Genomic DNA, 1,966 nt, shown 5'->3' with positions numbered 1-1,966 from the left:
ACTGTTGATCTAATCGCTCTCCTATGGTCACACGACTCATGTAACCCAGATCATTATGAGCCATTGAGAAAAGTTATAGCAACAAAAGAACCGTCTAGTTACTTTGGTTTATACAAAAGTGAATACTTTAAAATTGATGCCAATTTAGTTTTAACACCTTAATTTCCCGATAAATACAGATTATTACTGCAAAATGCATTAAAAGAGTTTTCTGGCAATAATACGAAAGGAAATATCCACGCGAAGGTTCTATACTTTTCGAACAGAAAGTGAGCTTATAAGAAAACAATCAAAACTATCGTTTTGGGATTAATTAAGATACCATCACTTTAACTAAACCAGATAAGCGACGGTTAGTTGGCTAACTCAAAAAGGTACCGATATGAGTACCACACGGCTTAGAAACACCTAGCATTCCGCTAGGTGTTTTTTTTTGCAATCGACCCTTCGGCCAACTTGCTCGATAGAGTACTCCTCTGTTGGAGCGTCACGTACACCTCCTTTAAACATCAATAGTCATCAGCTCGCCATCTGTTTGAAAAAATAGTCTTGTTAGTGAGATTATCCGCTTTAATTTATGTCATCTTAAGTATATTGTTATTAGCAAGTAACGAGCATGTTATTCAGAACGATAATAATGAAGGAAGATAGATGAGCAGTCACAATAGCCGACAAGATGGTAAACGAGACGTTACTCTGCGTTTTTTAGCTGAACCCGGGGATGTGAACTTTGGTGGTAAAGTTCATGGTGGTGCAGTAATGAAATGGGTCGATTTAGCGGCTTATGCTTGTTCTGCTGGATGGAGTGGTAAGTACTGTATTACCGCTTACGCTGGTGGTATTCGATTCGTTGCTCCTATCCATGTCGGAAACCTTGTTGAAGTAAGTGCGAAGGTCATTTATACGGGTTCATCTTCTATGCACATCGCTATCGACGTTCAAGCTAGTGACCCTAAAGAACTCAACAACCGCCTAACGACTCACTGTATCGTTATTATGGTCGCTGTTGATGAGAATGGTAACCCGACTAAGGTGCCAGAATGGGTGCCAGAAACGCCAGAAGACATTGAATTAAGAGATTCGGCTATTCGCCTAATGAACATGCGAAAGCAGATAGGTGAAGAGATGGAAGCGCACGTGAAGTATCTTAAATAGGCGCCACTAGCAGATCTAACCTACAAAACCTTATTACGATGCCAGGCAGTACTTGCTTGGCATTTTCAACTCCTTCTCTATACCCAAGTAAATCCGTTACACACCTAATGCTGACTATAAAGCGTGATACCCAGTCAAAAGTTAAAATGATCCGATACTTGTTCACGGATTTATTTTGACTGTAATAAAGTCGTCATTTTGCTCTGTTTAAATACCGCCAATCATAATGGATGTATTTAAATTTCTTGGAGCCACTTTTGAGCACGACATTTCCCACCCTTTGCGAATCTACACTGACGAACTTGAAAGCAGTTGAGTATCAATGGGTTAGAAGTTTGTACGTCGAAGGCTACGACACGAATGAAATTAACCACTATATCCAAGCTTGTTTTGGCGGTGATCAGACGTTTGCGGATCTGTTTCGTCGCGTAGCTCTTTATCAAGACAGCATCTATGTTTTACTTCAGCATTTAGGTTGCGCACCTTCTAGCAAAGAGTTTTAGTCTCACATCACCTCTTCCTTTTCTTCTTCCATCTTGGAAATATTTACCACCAAATCAATAACTACCGAGAACACCCACCACAAAACATTAACACGAGCCTGCCTTTATAGGCACTTTCTGTGTAATCGACCGATCCGTTGCATCCAAATTATTGAAGTATCACGCATGGAAATATTACTCATATATCAATAGAGCTGCGGCCCCCTATACTGAGTGTCTGATTTGTGAGACTCGTTGATGTCTTCAATTAGAGAGATGAAACCGGAAAAATTCAGGAAAGAGGTACTTCAGTATTTAATGACTGAAAG

2 protein-coding genes are annotated in these 1,966 nt (G+C 40.1%); both read left to right on the top strand.

Going from position 1 to position 1,966, the window contains the following annotated elements; all coding sequences use genetic code 11:
• Window positions 1-651 precede the first annotated feature (651 nt).
• The gene (locus tag AB4653_RS13675) at window positions 652-1,155 is read left to right on the top strand and encodes an acyl-CoA thioesterase (protein ID WP_009845804.1); all 504 of its coding nucleotides are present in this window, start codon (window positions 652-654) and stop codon (window positions 1,153-1,155) included.
• A gap of 230 nt (window positions 1,156-1,385) precedes the next feature.
• Window positions 1,386-1,658, top strand: a complete 273-nt coding sequence (locus tag AB4653_RS13670; RefSeq protein ID WP_012600205.1) for a hypothetical protein — start codon at window positions 1,386-1,388, stop codon at window positions 1,656-1,658.
• Window positions 1,659-1,966: the final 308 nt, after the last annotated feature.

The organism is Vibrio sp. 10N.222.48.A3, from assembly GCF_041475345.1.
Classification (GTDB): Bacteria; Pseudomonadota; Gammaproteobacteria; order Enterobacterales; family Vibrionaceae; genus Vibrio; species Vibrio tasmaniensis_A.
The sequence above is the reverse complement of the archived record's forward strand: the minus strand, read 5'-3'. Positions and strand labels throughout refer to the sequence as shown.